Annotated in this window: 18 protein-coding genes; 5 read left to right on the top strand and 13 right to left on the bottom strand. The window is 64.1% G+C overall.

The window, feature by feature from the left end; genetic code table 11:
• Positions 1-5 precede the first annotated feature (5 nt).
• The 4 genes from J3B00_RS18040 to ribBA all read right to left on the bottom strand — a co-directional run bounded on the left by J3B00_RS18040 (position 6) and on the right by ribBA (position 4,082).
• The gene (locus tag J3B00_RS18040) at positions 6-815 is read right to left on the bottom strand and encodes an ABC transporter permease (RefSeq protein ID WP_209869652.1); all 810 of its coding nucleotides are present in this window, start codon (positions 813-815) and stop codon (positions 6-8) included.
• A 6-nt stretch (positions 816-821) separates the two neighbouring features.
• Entirely contained in the window at positions 822-1,739 is a 918-nt protein-coding gene (locus tag J3B00_RS18035; protein WP_209869648.1) for an ABC transporter permease, read from the bottom strand.
• The gene (locus J3B00_RS18030; RefSeq protein WP_209869645.1) at positions 1,736-2,761 is read right to left on the bottom strand and encodes an ABC transporter substrate-binding protein; all 1,026 of its coding nucleotides are present in this window, start codon (positions 2,759-2,761) and stop codon (positions 1,736-1,738) included. The genes J3B00_RS18035 and J3B00_RS18030 overlap by 4 nt, the downstream gene beginning before the upstream one ends.
• A 199-nt stretch (positions 2,762-2,960) precedes the next feature.
• Complete coding sequence (gene ribBA / locus J3B00_RS18025) at positions 2,961-4,082, bottom strand: bifunctional 3,4-dihydroxy-2-butanone-4-phosphate synthase/GTP cyclohydrolase II (RefSeq protein WP_209869641.1); 1,122 nt, start codon at positions 4,080-4,082, stop codon at positions 2,961-2,963.
• 78 nt (positions 4,083-4,160) lie between these two features.
• Here ribBA and J3B00_RS18020 point away from each other — a divergent pair, with 78 nt between their 5' ends.
• Complete coding sequence (locus J3B00_RS18020; protein ID WP_209869638.1) at positions 4,161-4,454, top strand: DUF1330 domain-containing protein; 294 nt, start codon at positions 4,161-4,163, stop codon at positions 4,452-4,454.
• 124 nt (positions 4,455-4,578) lie between these two features.
• On the opposite strand, the gene J3B00_RS18015 is transcribed toward J3B00_RS18020, so the two are convergent.
• Together J3B00_RS18015 and J3B00_RS18010 are read right to left on the bottom strand one after the other, a co-directional pair.
• Positions 4,579-5,301 carry a pirin family protein gene (locus J3B00_RS18015; protein WP_209869635.1) on the bottom strand — a complete coding sequence of 241 codons (723 nt, stop codon included), beginning with the start codon at positions 5,299-5,301 and terminating at the stop codon, positions 4,579-4,581.
• A 55-nt stretch (positions 5,302-5,356) separates the two neighbouring features.
• Positions 5,357-6,376, bottom strand: a complete 1,020-nt coding sequence (locus tag J3B00_RS18010) for an alpha/beta hydrolase (RefSeq protein WP_209869632.1) — start codon at positions 6,374-6,376, stop codon at positions 5,357-5,359.
• Between the two features lie 144 nt (positions 6,377-6,520).
• Here J3B00_RS18010 and J3B00_RS18005 point away from each other — a divergent pair, with 144 nt between their 5' ends.
• The gene (locus tag J3B00_RS18005; protein ID WP_209869628.1) at positions 6,521-7,396 is read left to right on the top strand and encodes a LysR family transcriptional regulator; all 876 of its coding nucleotides are present in this window, start codon (positions 6,521-6,523) and stop codon (positions 7,394-7,396) included.
• Positions 7,397-7,522: 126 nt separating this feature from the next.
• Here the strand turns inward: J3B00_RS18005 and J3B00_RS18000 are convergent, their stop codons facing one another.
• From J3B00_RS18000 to J3B00_RS17970, 7 genes are all read right to left on the bottom strand, one after another.
• Positions 7,523-8,125, bottom strand: coding sequence for a sarcosine oxidase (locus J3B00_RS18000; RefSeq protein ID WP_209869626.1), 603 nt, complete (start codon positions 8,123-8,125; stop codon positions 7,523-7,525).
• 3 nt (positions 8,126-8,128) lie between these two features.
• Positions 8,129-11,032: a 2Fe-2S iron-sulfur cluster-binding protein gene (locus J3B00_RS17995; RefSeq protein ID WP_209869623.1), complete on the bottom strand. Its 2,904-nt coding sequence runs from the start codon at positions 11,030-11,032 to the stop codon at positions 8,129-8,131.
• Positions 11,029-11,334, bottom strand: a complete 306-nt coding sequence (locus tag J3B00_RS17990; RefSeq protein ID WP_209869618.1) for a sarcosine oxidase subunit delta — start codon at positions 11,332-11,334, stop codon at positions 11,029-11,031. Before J3B00_RS17990 ends, J3B00_RS17995 begins: the two co-directional genes overlap by 4 nt.
• 12 nt (positions 11,335-11,346) lie before the next feature.
• On the bottom strand, positions 11,347-12,588 hold the full coding sequence (locus J3B00_RS17985) for an FAD-dependent oxidoreductase (protein ID WP_209869615.1): 1,242 nt from the start codon (positions 12,586-12,588) through the stop codon (positions 11,347-11,349).
• A complete protein-coding gene (gene folD / locus J3B00_RS17980) occupies positions 12,570-13,481 on the bottom strand; it encodes a bifunctional methylenetetrahydrofolate dehydrogenase/methenyltetrahydrofolate cyclohydrolase FolD (RefSeq protein ID WP_209869612.1) in 912 nt (303 codons plus the stop codon). Before folD ends, J3B00_RS17985 begins: the two co-directional genes overlap by 19 nt.
• Positions 13,478-14,344 (bottom strand): formyltetrahydrofolate deformylase, encoded by an 867-nt coding sequence (purU, locus tag J3B00_RS17975; RefSeq protein ID WP_209869609.1) that lies wholly within the window; start codon positions 14,342-14,344, stop codon positions 13,478-13,480. Before purU ends, folD begins: the two co-directional genes overlap by 4 nt.
• 416 nt (positions 14,345-14,760) lie before the next feature.
• The gene (locus J3B00_RS17970) at positions 14,761-15,354 is read right to left on the bottom strand and encodes a cupin domain-containing protein (protein ID WP_209869606.1); all 594 of its coding nucleotides are present in this window, start codon (positions 15,352-15,354) and stop codon (positions 14,761-14,763) included.
• 259 nt (positions 15,355-15,613) lie between these two features.
• Here J3B00_RS17970 and glnT point away from each other — a divergent pair, with 259 nt between their 5' ends.
• The 3 genes from glnT to J3B00_RS17955 all read left to right on the top strand — a co-directional run bounded on the left by glnT (position 15,614) and on the right by J3B00_RS17955 (position 18,685).
• Positions 15,614-16,948 carry a type III glutamate--ammonia ligase gene (gene glnT / locus J3B00_RS17965; protein ID WP_209869603.1) on the top strand — a complete coding sequence of 445 codons (1,335 nt, stop codon included), beginning with the start codon at positions 15,614-15,616 and terminating at the stop codon, positions 16,946-16,948.
• Between the two features lie 128 nt (positions 16,949-17,076).
• Entirely contained in the window at positions 17,077-17,982 is a 906-nt protein-coding gene (locus J3B00_RS17960; RefSeq protein WP_209869600.1) for a glutamine amidotransferase family protein, read from the top strand.
• 28 nt (positions 17,983-18,010) lie between these two features.
• On the top strand, positions 18,011-18,685 hold the full coding sequence (locus J3B00_RS17955; RefSeq protein WP_209869596.1) for a protein glxC: 675 nt from the start codon (positions 18,011-18,013) through the stop codon (positions 18,683-18,685).
• The last annotated feature ends 6 nt before the right edge of the window (positions 18,686-18,691 follow it).

Here is an 18,691-nt window from a genome sequence, read left to right as displayed (position 1 = left end):
GGCGCTCAGGCGCTGACTGGGTTGCGCCGGCGCAGGGCGGCGGCGATGAGCATGACGAGCACCGACAGGCCGATCAGCAGCGTCGAAGCGACGGCGATCACCGGGGTCAGGTCCTGGCGCAGGGTGGTCCACATCTTCACTGGCAGGGTTTGCAGGTTGGGGCTGGCCATCATTACGCTGAGCACCACCTCGTCCCACGAGACCAGGAAGGCGAACAGGCCGCCGGCGATCATGCCTGGGCGAATCGCCGGGAAGGTCACCTTGAAGATCGCCTGCAGCCGCGACGCACCGCAGATCACCGCGGCATCCTCGATCGACTGGTCGAACAGCTTCAGCGAGTTGATGATCGAGATGATGGTGAACGGCAGCGCGACGATCACGTGGCTGACCACGAAGGCGAACAGCGTGCCGGTATAGCCGAGCTTGAGAAACAACGCGTAGACCGCCACGGCGATGATCACCAGCGGCACGATCATCGGCAGGGTGAACAGGCCGTAGAGCATCTCCCGGCCCGGGAAGCGCCCGCGCACCAGGGCAAACGCGGTTGGCAGGCCCAGCGCCACGGCACAGAGGGTGGTCAGCACAGCGACCTTCAGGCTGGCCAGGGCAGCGTCCATCCACTCCGGGTTGGAGAAGAACTGCCCGTACCACTTGAAGGTCCAGCCTGGCGGTGGAAACACCAGCCACTGCGAAGAGCCGAATGACAGCAGAACGATGAACAGGATCGGCAGCAGCAGGAAGGCTGCGATGGCCCCGGTGGTCAGGTACAGGCCAACCCGCAGCGGGCGGCCCATGGCATTAGGCGTCAGGAGCATGGCGGCTTACCTCGCGTTGCCGACCGGGGATTCCGGTTGCAGCTTCAGGTACAAGTAGAAGAGCACCAGGGTGATCAGCACCAGCAATGCGGCGGCGGCGCTGGCCAGGCCCCAATTGAGGAACGACTGCACCTGCTGGACGATGAATTCGGGCAGCATCATGTTCTGCGCACCGCCGAGCAGGGCCGGGGTGACGTAGTAGCCGAGCGACATGACGAACACCATCAAGGCCCCGGAGAACAGCCCCGAGCGGCACAGCGGCAGAAACACCTTCCAGAAGTTGGTCCACGGGCTGGCACCACAGATCGAGCCGGCCTGCAGCACCATCGGGTCGATGGCGTGCATGGTTGCCTGCAACGGCAGGACGATGAACGGGATCATGATGTAGCTCATGCCGATCACCACACCGGTGAGGTTATGCACCATCTCCAGCGGCGCATCGATGATGCCCATGGCCATCAACGCCTTGTTGATCACGCCCGAGGCTTGCAGCAGCACCAGCCACGAGTAGGTCCGGGCGAGCAGGCTGGTCCACATCGACAGCAGCACGATGTTCAGCAACCAGCGGCCCCAGCCCTTGGGCACCAAGGTGATCGCCCAGGCCAGCGGGAAGCCCAGCAGCACGCTGATCAGGGTCACCAGGCCGGCCACCGAGAAGGTGTTGAACAGCACCCGCGCATAGGCCGAGTTGGCGAACAGTTGTTCGTAGTTGCCCAGCCCCGGCACCGGCTCGAGCACACCGCGCAGCAACAGGCTGATCAGCGGCGCAAAGAAGAACAGGCCGAGGAACAGCAGGGCCGGCAGCAGATTGCGGCTGCCGCGCCAGCGTTGGCTCAAGCTCGGCGGTGGCATGGCCGCTCTTGGTGCGCCGGTGCCACTGGGGGCACCTTGCGCGTTTTGCAGGGCGTTGATGGCGACTTTCATTTGACCAGCCACTCATTCCAGCGGGCAGCGATGGCCTGGCCGTTTTTCGCCCAGTAGGCGAAGTCCAGCGTCACCTGATCTTGCGCGTAGGCGGTCGGCAGGTTGGGCGCGAGCTCAGGCTTGAGCAGGCTGACGCTGTCGAGGTTGACCGGGGCGTAGGCGGTGAGGTTGGCGAACTCGGCCTGGCCTTGGGCACTGGCGGCATTGGCCAGGAACTTCATTGCCGCGTCCTTGTTCTTGGCGCCTTTGGGAATGACCAGGAAGTCGGCCATGACCAGGTTCTGCTTCCAGCTCACGCCCACCGGTGCACCGTCTTGCTGCAGCGCATAGATCCGGCCGTTCCAGAACTGCCCCAGGGATGCTTCGCCAGACGCCAGCAGTTGCTGCGACTGGGCGCCGCCGCCCCACCAGACGATGTTCTGCTTGATCGTGTCGAGCTTCTTGAAGGCGCGGTCGAGGTCCAGCGGGTAGAGCTTGTCGGCGGGCACGCCGTCGGCCAGCAGGGCCAGTTCAAGCACACCTGGGCTTGGCCATTTGTACAAGGCGCGCTTGCCGGGGAAGGTCTTGGTATCGAACAGCGCCGTCCAGTCGACCGGCTTGTTGGCACCGAGCTTGCCTTCGTTGTAGCCGAGTACAAAGGAGAAGAAGAACGAACCGACGCCGTGGTCGGAGACAAAGCGCGGGTCGATCCGGTCGCGCTTGATAGTGTTGAAGTCGAGTGGTTCGAGCAGGCCTTCGGCGGCGGCGCGCAAGGCGAAGTCGGCTTCGACGTCGACCACGTCCCACTGCACGTTACCGCTCTCGACCATGGCCTTGAGCTTGCCATAGTCGGTCGGGCCGTCCTGCACGACCTTGATGTTGCTCTGCTTCGAGAAAGGCTCGGCCCACGCCTGTTTCTGGGCGTCCTGGGTGGTACCACCCCAGCTGACGAAATTGAGGCTGTCGGCGGCTTGGGTAGCCTGACATGCCAGGGTCAGCAGGCTGGCGGACAGCACTGCGGTTACACGTTTGCTCAACAGCATGGTTACGCCCTCGTTGCTTTTGTTATTCGAGGCGGGTTCTGTCACCCGCCATGTGTTCGGGGAGCAGCTTTTGCAAAATGTCGTGTGGCCGTTGTGATTGTAGGTGCCGGCCTGCAAATTAAGGTCTACGGGATATCATATTATGGTATTCCAAACTTTTGGCAAGAGGGGACCACCTACCGGTGGTCAGCGCCTGCCATCAGTTTGCCGCTGGAGGCTCGAACGGAATGCTCTGCACCACTTCCAACTCATAGCCAGCGAGCCCCGCGTACTTCAATGGCGGGCCCAGGTGGCGCAGCTTGCCCACGCCCAGGTCCTGCAGAATCTGCGCGCCGGTGCCGACCTCGGAGTACACCTTGACCTGGCCACGCTGGTACGGCCGCAGCGGCTGGGTGAGGTGCGGCACGCGCTCGAGCAGGGCCTGCGACGACTCATGGTTGGCCAGCACCACCACCACGCCTGCGCCTTCCTCGGCGACCCGCTGCAGGGCGGCCCACAGGGTCCAGTTGGCCGGCCCGGCGTATTCGGCGCCGACCAGGTCGCGCAACGGGTCGATCACATGCACGCGTACCAAGGTCGGCTGCTCGCGGCGGATATCGCCCATCACCATGGCCATGTGCACGCCACCTTCGATGCGGTCTTCATAGGTGACCAGACGGAAGGTGCCGTGCACGGTCGGCAACTCGCGCTCGCCGATGCGCTTGATGGTCTGCTCGGTGCTCAGACGGTAGTGGATCAGGTCGGCGATGGTGCCGATCTTGATGCCGTGCTGGGCGGCGAATACTTCCAGGTCCGGCCGGCGGGCCATGGTGCCGTCGTCATTGAGCACCTCGACGATCACCGAGGCGGCGCTGAAACCGGCCAGACGAGCCAGGTCGCAACCGGCCTCGGTGTGGCCGGCGCGGGTCAGCACGCCGCCTTCGCGGGCGCGCAGGGGGAAGATGTGGCCCGGCTGGACCAGGTCGTCGGGGCGGGCGTTGGCGGCCATCGCCGCTGCCACGGTGCGCGCCCGGTCAGCGGCGGAAATACCGGTGGTGACGCCCGTGGCAGCCTCGATGGACACGGTAAAGGCAGTGCTGAACGCGCTGCCGTTGCTTGGCACCATCTGCTCCAGGCCAAGCCGCTGGCAGTGCTCGTCGGTTAGCGTCAGGCAGATCAGACCGCGCGCTTCGCGGGCCATGAAATTGATCGCCGAGGCGTCGCAGCGTTCGGCGGCAATCAGCAGATCACCTTCGTTTTCGCGGTCTTCGTCGTCCACCAGCAGGACCATCTTGCCTTGCCGGTAGTCCTCGAGAAGTTCTTCGATGCTGTTGAAAGGCATGCTGCACGCTCGCTGTGGTCGGGTGATTATTATGGTATACCATCATACACAAGAATCCCGAAAACAGGAGAACAGCTGATGAAGGCTTACTGGATCGCCCATGTTCATGTGACCGACCCCGAGCAGTACCAGCAGTACACCCAGCGTGCGCCAGCGGCGTTCAAGCTCTACGGAGGGCGCTTCCTGGCCCGGGGCGGCCGCAGTGAGGCGATGGAGGGACGGCCGACGCCGCAGCGCAGCGTGGTGATCGAGTTCGAATCCTATGAGCAGGCGCTGGCCTGCTACCGCTCGGCGGAGTATCAGGAGGCCTGCAGCCATCGCCAAGGGGTGGCGAAGGCTGAGGTAATCATCGTCGAAGGATTTGAGCCCTGAGGCGTTGCTGATGGCCTCTTCGCGGGGCAAGCCCGCGCCTACAGGGTTTGCACAATTCTGTAGGAGCGGGCTTGCCCCGCAAACACCGGCAACGCCGGTGCCATCCACCGCGGCACACTGCCAATCACGGCATCCCAGGCAACTCATGCGGCCGCAGGTCAAACACCAGCACCTCCGCATCCTTGCCATTGGCCAGGCTCAGCACCTGCTCATGGCGCAAGCGCACGCCGTCACCTTCACCGAGCACCTGCCCATTGAGCTCGACACTGCCGCGCGCCACGTGGACATAGGCATGGCGGTTATCCGGCAAATTCAGCGTGGCTGATTCCTCGCCATCGAACAGCCCGGCATAGACCTTGGCGTTCTGCCGCACCTGCAACGACCCCTGGGCGCCATCCGGCGAGATGATCAGGCGCAGCCGACCGCGCTTGTCCTCAGGGCTGAAGTGGCGCTGCTGGTAGCGCGGCTCAGCGCCGTTGACGTTGGGCACGATCCAGATCTGCAGGAAGTGCACCGGGTCCTGCTGGCTATGGTTGTACTCGCTGTGGGCGACGCCGCGCCCGGCGCTCATCAGTTGCACGTCACCTGGGCGAATCACCGAGCCGGTGCCCAGCGTGTCTTTGTGTTCCAGCGCGCCTTCCAGCACGTAGGAGAAAATCTCCATGTCGCGGTGCGGATGCTGGCCGAAGCCCTTGCCGGGGATGACCCGGTCGTCGTTGATCACCAGCAGGTCAGAAAAACCCTGCTCGTCGGGGTTGCGATAACCGCCGAAGGAGAAGGTGTGGAACGATTTCAGCCAACCATGGAAGGCCAGGCCGCGGTCTTTTGCATTGCGTACGGTAAGCATGACGGATCTCCTCGACGGGGCAGGGCGTGTGGCCCTGCCGCATCATTGATTGACGTTATTGAAGGTGGACTTTCAGTTCGCCTGCCGCCTGGCGCAGCGAAGCCTGAACGGCGGGCACCTGGTGCAACGGGTTGAGCAGGCCGAAGTCGTGGATCATGCCGTTGTAACGCACCGCAGTAACGGTCACCCCGGCGGCATTCAGGTGCCGTGCATAGGCCTCACCCTCATCGCGCAACACATCGAATTCGGCTGTTTGTACCAGTGCGGGTGGCAGGCCCTTGAGCTGCTCGCTACTGGCGCGCAGTGGCGAGGCGTAAATCTGCGCCCGTGCGGCGGTGTCGGTTGTGTAGCTGTCCCAGAACCACTTCATCATGCCGCTGGTAAGGAAGTGCCCCTCGGCAAACTGCTTGTACGATGCGCTCTCGAAGCTGGCATCGGTCACCGGCCACAGCAGCAGCTGGAAGCGCAGTTTCGGTGTGCCGGCCTCCTTGGCCTTCAGCGCGACCACCGCCGCCATGTTGCCGCCGACGCTGTTACCGGCTACCGCCAGGCGGCTGCTATCGACGTGAATCTGTTTGCCATGCTCGGCAACCCAGCGGGTGGCGGCGTAAGCCTGGTTGATCGCGGTGGGGTAGTGGGCCTCGGGCGATGGCGTGTAGTCGACATACACCGCGACAGCGCCGGAGCCGACCACCAGGTCGCGGATCAGCCGCTGGTGGGTCGGGTAGTCGCCGAGCACCCAGCCGCCGCCATGGAAGTACATGAACACCGGCAGCTCACCCTTGGTCTTGGCTGGGCGGACGATGGTCAGCTTGATAGGTTGGCCATCGGCCTGGATCGTCCGTTGACTGACTTCGATACCTGAAAGATCAACCTTCACCGACGCCTGGGCGCCGGTCAGCACTGCGCGGGCATCCTTGGGGCTGAGTTGCTCGAGCGGCTTGCCACCGCCTTGCGCGAGTGCCTCGAGGAAGGCCTGGGTATGCTGTTCGACGCCTTCACTGCCAGCGGCGAAGGCCTGGCTGACGGATACGGCGAGGAGGCTGGCGGTGAGCGCCTGGCGGACAATGTTCATGCTGAATCCTTTTCTTTGCGAGTGCGTTGAGTTGGCTGCTTGCCTGGCCTTGAGGCCATCGCTGCAAGATGTGCGTAGATTAAGCAGGTGCCGTGATGGGAAAAAGCCGGTATAAGGCGTTTGACTGTCAACCGGAACGCGACAATGAACCCCTACGAAGACATGCGTATCTTTGCCCAGGTTATGGAAGCTGGCAGCTTCACGGCGGCGGCCGAGCGCCTGGGGCTGTCCAAGCAGTTCGTCAGCCGCCGCCTGATGCAGCTCGAAGAGCGCCTCGGCGTGCGCTTGCTCAACCGCTCGACCCGGCGTCTGGACGCCACGCCGCTGGGGCAGCAGTACTACGAATCAGCGTTGCGCCTGCTCGGCGAGGTGCAGCAGGTCGAGCAGGACATCAGTGGGCAGACGCCTTCGTTGCGCGGCACCTTGCGGCTGAGCGCGCCGCTGTCGTTTGCCATGAGTCATCTGGGCTGTCTGCTCACCGAATTTCTCCAGTTGCATCCGCAGCTCATTGTCGAAATTGATTTGAGTGATCGGGCCGTGGACCTGATCGGCGAGGGCTATGACCTGGCGCTGCGGATTGGCTCGCTGGAGGATTCCAGCCTGGTGGCGCGGCGCATTGCCAGTGTCGAGCGGCTGTATTGCGCCAGCCCTGACTATTTGGCGGCGCGCGGCACACCACTGGCACCGGAAGACCTGCGCGGGCATGACTGCCTGCCGTATGGTCATTCGCGGCAGGTGCAATGGCAGTTCACCGGGCCGGCAAAGGGGACGGCGATTGCCGTCAGTGGGCGCATGCGCGCCAACAATGGTGAGCTGCTCAGGGATGCGGCGATTGCCGGGATGGGGGTGACCTACCTGCCGGCGTTCATCGTCGAGCAGGCGTTGGCCGAGGGTCGGCTGGTGCCGTTGCTGGAGGCGTTCACACCACCGGCCTTGCAGCTGTCGGCGGTGTACCCGCAGCACCGCCAGGTGGCGCGGCCGGTGCAGGGGTTTGTGGAGTTCTTGCGCGAGCGTTTGTAGTGACCATTGCGTGGGGTGTTCCGGCCATGGGGCCGCGCAGCGGTCCTTTCGCGACACAAGGCCGCTGCCACAGGTGCTATGTCTGCTTCGAGAGCGGCGGGGCCTGTGGGAGCGGCCCCGGTGGGCTCAAGCCAGGTGCAACGCATCAACCTCCACCATCCGCCCGCCGAACTCGTCCATGGCATCCAGCACCGCTGCGTTGAAGTACTCCCGCGAAGCCCGGTCAAACAGGATCCACAACACCGGCAGGTCTTCATCACCGACGTTGACCACAATCACATTGATCCGCGCCGCCGACGTCTGTGCAACGGCACCCAGCGCAAACGCCTGCGCGCGCAGGTCAACCCCGCACAACTTGGCCATCACCGCGCTGCAGTCATTTCCCGACAACTGCAGCCAGGCATGGCTGTCCTGGCGCGGCAGCAGATAGTTGCGCTGAGCATTCTGTACCCAGCGCGCTTCCTCACTGGCGATACGCGCGCCGCCCTCGGCACCTCCCGCCAACAGCAGGTACTCGGTCTGCGACAGGCGCGCCACCCAGCTGCCGTCAGCCTGGCGCACCGCCTGGTTGGGGTGCTCCGGCAAGCGATAACCGAGCGCCCGCAGGTACTCGGCGCTGTCCGCCCCCCTGAAACCCACGCGCGGCAATTCGCTGAGGTCGGTCAACAGGCACGGCTGAAGCTGCGCCGGGCTCGGTTCGAGATAACGTTCGGCTTTCAGGCTGGTCATGGCTCAGAGCTCCTGGCGCTGGGATTGTGGGTCGTAGAAGGGCAGCGACACTACTTCGGCGTGGACGATCTCACCGCCCTCGACGCGAATCGGAATCTGCATGCCCAGGCTCGCCTGATGGGCGCCGGCGTAAGCCAGGCCGATGATCCGGCCAAGGGTCTGCGAATACTCGCAGGAGGTGACGTTGCCGCTGATGTCCGCGCCGTCCAGCACCAGGTGGCCTTCCAGCGGCTGACGGCTGCCCTGGGGCAGGGTGAAGCCGACCAGCTTGCGCTTGAGCGGCTGCGCTTCGAGGATGCGGATCGAGCGCTGGCCGACGAAAAACGGTTTCTTGCGGCCAAGTGCCCATTGCATGTCGATCTCGGCCGGATGGGTCATGCCATCGGTGTCCTGGCTGATGATCACGTGGCCCTTCTCCAGGCGCAGCAAGCGTTGGGTTTCAACGCCAAAAGGGCGAATACCCAGCGGCGCGCCGGCCGCCATCAGCACATCCCAAAGGCGTTCGGCATGACGCGCGGGCACGTGGATCTCATACCCCAGCTCACCGACAAACCCGACCCGTAGAATCCGCGCGGGGATCCCGGCCACCGTGCCCTGGCGCACGCCGAGGTAGGGGAAGGCCTCGGCGCTCAGGTCGACATCCTCGCAGACCCTGGCCAGCACCTGGCGTGACAAGGGTCCGGCCAGGTTGACTGCGGCCAGCGCTGCGGTGACGTTGGTGATGTCGACGTCCAGGCGCCACTGGGCATTCCACTTGAGCATCTGCTGGTAGATCCGATCAACGCCGCTGGTCGTGGCGCTGACATAGAAGTGCCATTCGCCGAGGCGTGCGCAGACGCCGTCATCGATCACCACGCCGTGCTCGTTGGTCATCAGCGCGTAGCGCGTGCGACCGACCGCCAGCTTGGCGAAGCCGAAGGTGTACAGCCGTTCGAGCAGTTCGGCGGCATCCGGGCCGCGCACATCCAGGCCACCGAGGGTAGACACATCGATCAGGCCGACCTGCTCGCGCACATGCCGTGCTTCTTCCTGCATGCAGCGTTCACGCTCTTCGGGCTTGCCGTAATAGGCCGGGCGCTGCCAGCTGCCGGCCGGCATCATCTTGGCGCCGGCCTGCACGTGGCGGCGATGCATCGGCGTCTGCCGGTAGGGGTCGAAGGCACGGCCGGCGACATGGGCGAGTTTCTCTGCCTGGAACGGCGGGCGTGCGGTGGTGACGCCGGTCTCGCTGATGCTGCGGCCAGTCGCATGGGCGACCAGGCGCGCCGTCGGCAAGGCCGAATGACGGCCTTGGGAAGGGCCCATGCCGACCGTGGAAAAGCGTTTGACCAATTGCACATCGCGGTAGCCGCTGCGGGTGGCGTTGACGATGTCACGCACCTGCAAATCTTCGTCGAAGTCGACGAAATCCTTGCCTTTGGGGTGGGCGAAGATCGGCCACGGATGGTTGACCTTGGCTTCGGCAACCAAGTGCGGCACGTGCGGCACGGCCAGGCCAAGGCCGGCCAGGGCTTCGCCGGCCGCGCGGCTGGCGTCGGCGAGGACGTTGGCCAGCACGTGGCGGCCGTTCACCGAACCGGCGATACCCAGCCCGGCGGGCAGGTTGCTGATGGCGAATTCGTCGCGTGCCGGCTCATAGGCGAGCTTGCCGCCCGCCTGGCACAGCAATTGGTACACCGGCATGTAGCCGGCCGACATGCACAGCAGGTCGCAGGCCAGGGTGGTGCCGCGCGCGGCCACCTTGCCCTGGCCGGTGATCGGCCGGATGTCGACGCCGCTGACGTGGCGCATGCCGGCTTCGTGCAGCGCCTCGTAGACCGTGCTGCCCAAGTGCAGGGGGATACCCCGGCGCTTGAGCTCGGCGGCCAGTGCAGGGTCGGCCGGCGCTGCGCGCAGATCGACCACAGCGGCCACGACGACCCCTTGCTCCTGCAGGTCGAGCGCGGCCAGGTAGCCGTCGTCATGGCCGCTGAGGAGCACTGCGCGGTGGCCGGGCTTGACCGCGTAGAGCTTCATCAGGCGTTGCGCGGCGCTGGTCAGCATCACCCCGGGCAAGTCGTTGTTGCGAAATACTACCGGCTGGTCGAATGAGCCCGCGGCCACCACGCAGCGGCTGGCGCGGACCTTGTACATCCGCCGGTGCTGGATCACCGGCAGGTAGTTGTCGGTGAACCAGCCGTTGCAGGTCGCCTCAAGCAGGACCTGGATGTTCGGATGGCCCTCGACCGCAGCGAGCAGTTCAGTGCGCAGGGCGCTGGCGCGGCTGCCGGCGATATCGAAGCGGGCGTAATTGAGCGAGCCGCCGAGCAGCGGCTGTTGCTCGATCAGCAGCACCTTGGCCCCGGCATTGCCGGCGTCCAGTGCGGCGCGCAGGCCCGCCGGGCCTGCGCCGATGATGGCGATATCGACGAACAGATAGGCCTTGTCGTGGTACTGCGGCTGGAAGCCCAGGTCGAGCACGCCGAGCCCGGCCTTCTTGCGAATCAGCGGCTCCCAGACCTTCCACATGCCCTTGGGCTTGTAGAACGAGCGGTAGTAGAAACCCACCGGCATGAACCGGGAGAACTTGCCCAGATAGGCGTCGCGGTCGTGGTCCAGGCTGCCAGAGAAGTTCTGCCCGGCGACTACCAGGCCGTCACTGACGGTGTGCATGTCGGCCAGTACGTTGGGCTCGTCGGGCAATTGCACGAGGGTGTTGGCGTCCTGTCCGGCGAGGCTCAGCGGGCCGCGTGGGCGGTGGTACTTGAACGAGCGCGACAGCAGCCAGCGGCCGTTGCCGAGCAAGGCGCTGGCGATGCTGTCACCGCTGAAGCCCTGATAATCCTGGCCGTCGAAACTGAAACGTACAGGGCGCTCACGGTCGATCAGCAGGCCCATCGGTGCAGGGAGGCGAGTAGGGCTGTTCATCCGGCGATCTCCGCAGGGGTGGTGGCGGCGAAGTCGATGCGCCGATGAAAAAGCTCTTTGGGGTCGAAGGTGCGCAGCACCTGGTCACTGACGGTGTGACGCTCGGCCAGGAACCAGTAGCTGGAGGCGTTGTGCAACCACCACTCAAGGACCACCCCGGCAAGGTTGTCGCTGTTGAATACGTAGTCGGCCCACTCGACGTCGCTGCACTGGGCAGGGTCCGGCATCGGCTTGAACTCGCCGCCATAGCTGAACTCGCTGATGTTGCGCGGGCCGTTCAGAGGACAGGTGAGAATCTTCATTGCGCGTTCCTCTTAGTGGCTGGCCGCCGTGGCGCCCATTTCGTTGACCTGCTGGAAGCGGCTGAAACGCTCCAGGGCGAATGGCGCGATCAGCGCGGGCACCTTGCCGCCGCTGGCAACCAGCTCGGCCATGGTCTTGCCGCAGATCGGCGTGGCCTTGAAGCCCCAGGTGCCCCAACCGGCGTCGAGGTAGTAATTGTCGACCGGCGACAGGCCCATGATCGGGCTGTAGTCCGGGGTCATGTCGGTCATCCCGGCCCACTGGCGCATCAGCTTGGCATTGGCCATGAACGGGAACATCTCAATGGCATGGGCGAGCAGACTTTCCTTGAGGTCCAGGGTCGAGCGGGTGTTGTACAGCGGGTAAGGGTCGGAACCACCGCCAAAGACGATCTCGCCGCGGCTGGTCTGCTGCACGTAGCAGTGCAGTGCCGAGGAACTGACCAGCGGATCGAGGAATGGCTTGAACGGCTGGGTCACCATCGCTTGCAGCGGGTAGGTGTGGATCGGTGCGCGGATGCCGGCCTTGGCCATCAACAGTGAACTGGCGCCGGCCACGGCCTGCACCACGCAGCCGCACTGCACGGTGCCGCGGTTGGTCTTGACCGCTTCGATGCGCCCGCTGCGGATCACCAGGTCTTGCACTTCGGTCAGCTGGTGAATTTCCACACCGCGCTTGGCCGCCTGCTTGGCGTAACCCCAGGCCACGGCATCGTGGCGCGCGGTGGCGCCGTCGATATGCCACAGCCCGGCAATGACCGGCAAATGACCGGGGTCGAGGTTCAGGCTGGGCACCAGCTCACGGATCTGCTGGCGGTCGATCATCTCGGTGCGCCCGCCGAAGTGCTTGTTGACCTCGGCGCGCTGACGGAAGGCACGCACGGTGGCGTCGGTGTGGGCCAAGGTCAGCTGGCCCCGCTCGGAATACATGATGTTGAAGTCGAATTCGTTGGACAGGTTCTGGAACATCCGCACCGATTCGGCATAGAAACGCACGCCTTCACTGGTGAGGTAGTTGGAGCGGATCACGGCGGTGTTGCGCGCGGTATTGCCACCGCCCAGGTAGGCTTTTTCCAGCACTGCGACGTTGGTAATGCCGTGGTACTTGGCCAGGTAATAGGCGATGGCCACGCCGTGGCCGCCGCCGCCGATGATCACCACGTCGTAGCGCGGCTTGAGTTCGCAGGGCGGTGGCAGGTCGACCTCTACCGGGTAGTCGGCGCTCAGGCCATGTTTCAGCAGGGCGAATGGCATGCGGTGCGCTCCCGTTGGGCGGCCTGCTGCTGCAGGTCGAGGGCCAGCAAAGTGTTTTTCATCAGGTAGGCGATGGTCATCGGCCCGACACCACCCGGCACCGGCGTGATGGCCGCGGCCAGGGGCAGGGCGGCAGTGAAATCGACATCGCCGACCAGCCGGCTGCGGCCATCTTCCTCGATGCGGTTGATGCCCACGTCGATCACCACCACACCGGGCTTGAGCCAGTCGGCACCGATCAGGCGCGGCTTGCCCACCGCGCTGACGAGGATGTCGGCCTGGCGGCACAGGGCCGGCAGGTCGTGGCTGCGCGAGTGCACCACGGTCACCGTGCAGTCGGCCTGCAACAGCAGCGCCGCCATCGGTTTACCGACGATGTTCGAGCGTCCTATGACCACCGCGTGCTTGCCGCGCAGCTCGCCACAGGCATCGCGCAGCAGGCGCATGCAGCCGCTCGGGGTGCACGGGGTGAGCACGTCGCGGCCTTGGGCCAGGCCGCCGACGTTGGCACTGTGAAAGCCGTCGACGTCCTTCAGCGGGCTGATGGCCTGCAGCACCTGGTGCTCGTCGATGTGCCCCGGCAGTGGCAGCTGCACGAGGATGCCGTTGATGGCCGGGTCGCGGTTGAGCTGTTCGATCACGCCGAGCAGGTCGGCTTGCTCGGTGTCGCTGGGCAGGCGCTGTTCGAGTGAGCGGATGCCGACCTCTTCGGCGCGCAGCACCTTGTTGCGCACGTACACTTGGCTGGCCGCATCCTGGCCCACCAGCACCACGGCCAGGGCCGGCTGCATGCCGCCGCGGCGCAGGCTGTCGACCTGTTCCCGGACCTCGGCCAGCACCCGCGCCGCGGTGGCCTTGCCGTCGATCAGTTTGAGGCTGGGGAAGGCGTTCATTTGAAGATCACCGTGCGGTCGTGGTTGAGGAACACCCGGTGTTCGAGGTGGTATTTGACGGCGCGAGAGAGGGCGATGGTCTCGGTATCACGGCCGATCGCCACGAGGTCTTCGGGGTTGTAGGCGTGGTCGACACGCTGCACTTCCTGCTCGATGATCGGCCCTTCGTCGAGGTCACTGGTGACGTAGTGCGCGGTGGCGCCGATCAGTTTGACCCCGCGCTGGTAGGCCTGATGGTAGGGCTTGGCGCCTTTGAAACCGGGCAGGAACGAGTGGTGGATGTTGATGGCTCGGCCCGACAGCTGCCTGCACAGGTCATCAGAGAGGATCTGCATGTAGCGCGCCAGCACGACCAGCTCGGTGGCGCTGTCTTCGACGATGCGCATCAGCGCGGCTTCCTGCTCGGCCTTGGTCTCTTTGCTCACTGGCAGGTAGATGAAGCGGATGCCTTGGCGCTCGGCCATGCCCCGCAGGTCGAGGTGGTTGGAGACGATCGCGGTGATCTGCATGTCCAGCTCGCCTTTTGCATGGCGGTAGAGCAAGTCGGCCAGGCAGTGGTCGAACTTGCTCACCATCAGCAGGACCCGCAGCGGCCGTGCGCTGCTGTGCAGGCTCCAGTCCATGGCGAAGCGTTGCGCTACATCGTCAAAGCCGGCTTCGAGCTGGGGGGTGTCGCCGCTGATGCCGACGTTGTAGCGGAACACGGCGCGCATGAAGAAGCGGCCGTTGTCTTCGTCGTCGAACTGCGCCATTTCGCTGATGTAGCAACCTTGCTCGGCCAGGTAGGTGGTCACTGCCGCAACGATGCCGGACACGGCCGGGCAACTGATGCGCAGGATGAAATGGTCGGGAGCGGGGTGCATGGTCGGGTCCTCGTGGTGGAATGGGGCAGGTCGGGCACAAGGGCGAAAGGGCGATATCGGAATCAGTTTTATTTCTTGGTAGGAATATAAATTTCCTTTTGCGGATTTATAGGCGAAGTGGAGGGCAAGGTCTATACCTTGTGGGAAATTTTTTATCTTGGTAGGAAATTTTTCGGTGGGAGCAGTTTTCGGTTATGACGGGCTTGAGTGCGCCGGAACTGCTCTGCAGCCCTTTCGGGACACAAGGACGCTTCTACAATTTTTGCGGAGGAAAATGGCCTGCAATCCAGACATTTGTGTTGGTAATGGCTGCCTCTTCGCGGGGCAAGCCCGCTCCTACAGGGTCCGAGGCGTTGAAGAAAACTGTAGGAGCGGGCTTGTCCCGCGACGAGGCCGGCACGGCTTGCAGGGCAATCTCAATCGTTACCGTAGTTCATGATCGACAGCAACCGGATCGGTACCTGCACCAGCTCTTCAGGCCCATGCGGCGTATCGCCGTCAAAGGTCAGGCTGTCGCCGGCCTGCATCCGGTACAGCTGATTGCCGTGCCGGTACACCAGCTCACCCTCGAGCAAGTGCAAGAACTCCGTCCCCGGATGAGAGAAGGTCGGAAACTCCTCGCTGGCGTCGTCCATGCTCACCATGTACGCCTCGAAGTGCTTCTTCGGCCCCCGGGCATGATTGAGCAAATGATAGGTGTGGCCCTTCTCGGTCCCGCGCCTGACCACTTCAAGCCCGTCGCCCGCCTTGACCAACAAGGCGTTGCCATCCGGCTGGTCATACTGGGCGAACAGCTTGGACATCGGCATCCCCAGCACATCACACAGCCGACTCAGGGTATCCAGGCTGGTCGACACCTGCGCGTTCTCGATCTTGCTCAGCATGCCCTGGCTGATCCCGGCGATACGCGCCACATCTGCCAGCTTCAAGGCCTGGGCCTGACGCTGGCGCTTGATCTGCAAGCCCAGGTACTGCTCCAGGCGAAGACGCGGTTCGGTTTCGGTCGACATCAAAGCTCCTGCACGGTTTCAGTTCAAGAATAAATATTTCGCACTGAGAAAGTGCGTAGGCGACTTCGCTGGCCGCTTACTTTCCTCACGTGAAAGCAAGTTTCCCATATATACAGAAGTAAACGCCATTTTCAGCGCTTGAGCAGTCCGTGGGCAAAGTTGGCAAGGCAGTTGCATTCCTGTGATGAAAGTAAGTTTCCCGTGTGGAATTACTTGCAGGTTCAACCATGCCAGGCCCCTTTACCAGGAGTGATCATCCATGTTGCCAGCAGAAACCCAGCGCCTTCTCGACCAGCACGGCATCAAGTACGTGCTGGCGCAGTTTGTCGATATCCATGGGGCAGCGAAAACCAAGTCGGTGCCGGTCACCGGCCTCAAGGCGGTGGCCGAGGAGGGTGCCGGTTTCGCCGGCTTCGCCATCTGCGGCATGGGCATGGAGCCGCATGGCCCAGACTTCATGGCCCGTGGTGATCTGTCGACGCTGATCCCGGTGCCGTGGCAGCCGGGCTATGGCCGGGTAGTTTGCGTGGGCCATGTCAACGGCCAACCCTGGGCCTACGACAGCCGCCATGTGCTGCAGCAACAAGTGCAGCGCCTGGCCGACAAGGGCTGGACCCTGAACACTGGCCTTGAGCCCGAGTTCAGCCTGTTTCGCCGAGATGAAGGCGGCAAGCTGCAATTGGTCGATGCCTCCGACAACCTCGACAAGCCCTGCTACGACTACAAGGGCCTGTCGCGCTCGCGGCTGTTCCTCGAGCGGCTGACCGAGGCGCTGCAGCCGGTGGGCTTTGATATCTATCAGATCGATCACGAGGACGCCAACGGCCAGTTCGAGATCAACTACACCTACAGCGACGCACTCGAGTCGGCTGACCGCTTTACCTTCTTCCGCATGGCCGCCGGCGAGATCGCCAACGACCTGGGGATGATCTGTTCGTTCATGCCCAAGCCTGACCCCAAGCGCGCCGGCAACGGCATGCACTTTCACCTGTCGCTGGCCAGTGCAACCAACAAGAACCTCTTTCACGACGCCAGCGATAGCAGCGGCATGGGCCTGTCGAAGCTGGCCTATCACTTTGCCGCCGGCTTGCTCGCCCACGGCCCGGCGCTGTGTGCGCTGGCCGCGCCGACGGTCAACTCCTACAAGCGGCTGGTGGTCGGCCGCTCGCTGTCCGGCTCGACCTGGGCACCGGCCTTTGTCGCCTGGGGCGCCAACAATCGCTCGGCGATGGTGCGCATTCCCTATGGACGCCTGGAGTTCCGCCTGCCGGACGCGGGCTGCAATCCCTACCTGGTGACGGCCGCGATCATTGCCGCCGGCCTCGATGGCATCGACCGCCAGCTCGACCCGGGCCCGATGTGCAACGAGAACCTCTACAACCTGAGCCTGGAAGACATCGCCGCCCGTGGCATCGCCACCTTGCCGCAGTCGCTCAAAGAGGCTGCCGATGCCCTTGAGGCCGACCCGCTGTTCCGCGAGGTACTCGGCGCCGAGATCGTCGATGAGTTCATCAAGCTCAAGCGCATGGAGTGGGTGGAGTACAGCCGCCACGTCTCCGACTGGGAGATCCAGCGCTACACCGAATTCTTTTAAGCCACGCGTTTTCAAGCTGCAAGCCGCAAGACCAGGCAGTTCGCGGCGCACAGCCATTCCCCGTTCACCCCGGACAACTTGCAGCTTGTCGCTTGGCGTCAGCTGCCGAATGAAGTGAGGTTCTTTTTATGTGTGGAATCGTAGGCCTGTACCTGAAAAACCCGGCGCTGGAAGCTCAGCTCGGCAAACTCTTCGAACCCATGCTGCACGCCATGACCGACCGTGGCCCGGACAGCGCCGGTTTTGCCATTTACGGCGATGAAGTGGCCGACGGCTGGGTCAAGCTGACCCTGCAAGCCAGCGACACCGGCTATGCCTGGGCCGAGCTGATGAGTGCCCTCGAAGGCCAACTGAGCTGCTCGCTGGACTGGTTCCAGAACGCCAGCGCCGCGGTGGTCAAGCTGCACACCAGCGAAGCCGCTGCTCGCGCAGCGTTGGCCGAGCTGGCGCCAGGCCTGCGCATCATGAGCGCCGGCCAGAGCATCGAGATTCTCAAGGGCATGGGCTTGCCGCAGGACATTTCCAGCCGCTTCGGCCTGGCCGGAATGCAAGGCAGCCACATCATCGGCCATACCCGCATGGCCACCGAAAGTGCGGTGACCATGGAAGGCAGCCACCCGTTCTCCACCGGCGCCGACCTCTGCCTGGTGCACAACGGCTCGCTGTCCAACCACTTCCGCCTGCGCCAGGAACTCAAGCGCGAGGGCATCACCTTCGAAACCGACAACGACACCGAAGTGGCCGCAGGCTACCTGACCTGGCGCCTGCAGCAGGGCGACAGCCTGGCCCAGGCGCTGGATGGCGCCCTGCAAGACCTCGACGGTTTCTTCACCTTCGCCATCGGCACCCGCAATGGCTTTGCGGTGATCCGCGACCCGATCGCCTGCAAACCGGCGGTGCTTGCCGAAACCGACGACTACGTCGCGATGGCCTCGGAGTACCAGGCGCTGGCCAGCCTGCCGGGCATCGACAAGGCCAAGGTCTGGGAACCTGCGCCAGCCACCCTCTACGTCTGGGAGCGCGAAAGCGCCTGATCACCGAAGCCAATTACGGGAGACCTGCATGAAGACCATCGACCTTTCCAGCGCCTCGGTGCGCGTACTCAACCAATCCCTGCATGGCGAGGTGCAAGACCGCGAATGGCGGGTGACCCGCCCTGACGGCAAGCACAACCTTGCCGTGGGCATCAACACGGCAGTGTCCGTGGATATCGAAGGGCACGCCGGCTACTACTGCGCCGGCATGAACCAGAAGGCCAGTGTCACCGTGCACGGCAACGTCGGCGTCGGCGTCGCCGAGAACATGATGTCTGGCTCGGTGCGGGTCAAGGGCAGCGCTTCCCAGGCTGCGGGCGCCACCGCCCATGGCGGCCTGCTGGTGATCGAAGGCGACGCCGGTGCCCGCTGCGGAATATCCATGAAGGGCGTCGACATCGTGGTCGGCGGTAGCATCGGCCACATGAGCTGCTTCATGGGCCAGGCCGGGCGGCTGGTGGTGTGCGGCGATGCCGGTGATGCCTTGGGCGATTCGCTCTACGAGGTGCGCATCTACGTCAAGGGCAGCGTCAGCTCGCTGGGCTCGGACTGCATCGAGAAGGCCATGCGCGCCGAGCACCTCGAAGAGCTCAAGGAGCTGCTCAACCGCGCCGGCTTTGACGAAGACCCAAGCGCCTTCAAGCGCTATGGCTCGGCGCGCCAGCTGTACAACTTCAAAGTCGACAACGCCTCCGCGTACTGATCCAGG

The organism is Pseudomonas sp. BP8, from assembly GCF_017875955.1.
Classification (GTDB): Bacteria; Pseudomonadota; Gammaproteobacteria; order Pseudomonadales; family Pseudomonadaceae; genus Aquipseudomonas.
Note: the sequence above shows the minus strand (reverse complement) of the source record. Positions and strands in the feature narration are given on the sequence as shown.